Below are 1,884 nucleotides of genomic sequence, written 5' to 3'. Positions count from 1 at the left end.
GGTATGGATATCGGAGCACCGGAAGGGACAAAAGTAATGGCAGGGCTGACCGGAACGGTTACAACTTCTGCTTATAATGACAGCTATGGAAATTACGTCATTATCAAAGACAGCAAAGGTTATGAGCTTCGCTATGCACACCTTAGCAGCCGGAGCGTATCTGCAGGAGCATCTGTTAGCAAAGGTGATGAAATTGGTCTGGTAGGAAACACTGGAAATTCGACAGGAAGCCATCTTCATATTGAACTGTTAAAAAATGGAGAACGGTTGAACCCGATCTTTTATCTGGAAACAGGAGAAGGTTCCAGTTTTGGTGGCAATGAATACACCAGTGAAGCGGCACAGCGATTACTAGAAGAAGCGGCAAAATATCTCGGAACACCGTATGTGTGGGGTGGATATTCCCCAAGTGGATTCGATTGTTCCGGATTTGTAAGCTACTGTCTGACAAACTCTGGTGTAAGGAATACAGGAAGATTAACAGCACAGGGACTGTACAACATTTGTACACCAGTATCCCAGTCGGAGGCGCAGCCGGGAGATTTGATTTTCTTTACTGGAACTTACGACGCAGGGGAGCCGGTAACGCATATCGGAATCTATGTAGGCAATGGTCAGATGATCCATTGTGGACATCCGGTGCAGTATACGTCCATCAATTCCCCATACTGGCAGAGCCATTTCTATGGATTTGGACGATGGTAAGAAAAAAGGGCGGCTGCATCAGCCGTCCGGAAAGGAGAACCGATGAAAAGTCTTGAAAAAGCTACGGCAGATTATGAGAAAGCCAAAGAGAAAATGGAAGCTTCCAAAGCCAGATATGAAGCAGATTTAAAGCGGTTCAAGGCTGCGGAGATTGCAAAAACAGAAGCGGAAAATCTGGAAATTGTAAGAATTATCCGTGCAATGGATATGAGTATTCCGGAATTGGAAGCTTTCAAAAAGAGAATGAAAAATGAACTGCCCGGCAGGGTAGAAATACAGAAGGAGGAAACAAAAGCCGATGATGAATCTGGAAAAAATGAAACAGAAGAAGAGAACAATTACTAAAAGCAGGGTAAAAAAGAGCTTGCTTGCAGCAACGACATTTCTTTGCCTGACAACACCTTTGCTCCAGACACAGACTGCTTATGCAGCTGAGAATACCACGCCTGCAATCACGATTGAGAAACCGGATGGCTGGAAACAGGGAGAAACAACCATTGCTGTTACGGTAGATGCCAGTCATATGCCGGAAGGTTTCTCAATAGCAAAGATTGAAGCAAAAGCAGGAAAAGATGGAAGCTGGCAGGATGTAACCGGAAGTGGAAGTATCACGATCACTGGAAATCAGACAGTGTATGTGCGTGTTACAGATGGTGAGGGGAAGGTCTATGAGCAGAATCGCTCTATTAAGTGTTATGACACGGAAAAGCCTACACTCTCTGCTTCCCTGACAGATGGTGTGCTGACGATTCAGGGGAATGATGCAGTATCAGGGATTACTGCAGTAACAGTCAATGGCACCACTTATACAGACTTGAAGGATGGAATGCTGAGAGTGCAATTGACACAGAAAGATTTTACTACAAAACAGATTGAGATTACGGTAACAGACGGTGCCGGAAATACGTCTGAAAAGTATGTGTTACAGAATCCTTATTATGAATGGGCAAAGAAGCAGGCAGAGAAACAGAAAACTTCCAGTGACAGTAATGGTGCAATGGCAACCACGACCAGTGCAGATGCAACTGGGACTGAGAAAACAACGACTTCACCGCTTCCGCAGGATGCACAGGCTTCTGAGCCGACAGATGCAAAAGGAACCGTGGATGATCGGACAGTGACAGGTATTGAGGAACAGCTTAATAAAGAAGGCGAGACAGCAGATTCTGTTACCAAAAC

At 45.1% G+C, this 1,884-nt stretch carries 2 protein-coding genes and 1 pseudogene; all 3 read left to right on the top strand.

Going from position 1 to position 1,884, the window contains the following annotated elements; all coding sequences use genetic code 11:
* The coding region (locus tag WMO75_RS19425; protein ID WP_349078832.1) for a C40 family peptidase at window positions 1-705 on the top strand (705 nt) is incomplete at its 5' end.
* Between the two features lie 42 nt (window positions 706-747).
* Window positions 748-1,050 carry a DUF4315 family protein gene (locus WMO75_RS19420; RefSeq protein WP_008688068.1) on the top strand — a complete coding sequence of 101 codons (303 nt, stop codon included), beginning with the start codon at window positions 748-750 and terminating at the stop codon, window positions 1,048-1,050.
* Window positions 1,004-1,884 (top strand): annotated as a pseudogene (locus tag WMO75_RS19415) (CD1107 family mobile element protein); the annotation flags it as partial. The gene WMO75_RS19420 and the pseudogene WMO75_RS19415, both read left to right, overlap by 47 nt.

The organism is Blautia intestinihominis (assembly GCF_040096655.1).
In the GTDB taxonomy this organism is placed as follows: domain Bacteria; phylum Bacillota; class Clostridia; order Lachnospirales; family Lachnospiraceae; genus Blautia_A; species Blautia_A intestinihominis.
This window is presented reverse-complemented; position numbering and strand designations above follow the sequence as displayed.

Coding starts and splice junctions, on each gene's coding strand:
- WMO75_RS19420 (WP_008688068.1), top strand. CDS start 748: ATGAAAAGTCTTGAAAAAGCTACGGCAGATTATGAGAAAGCCAAAGAG.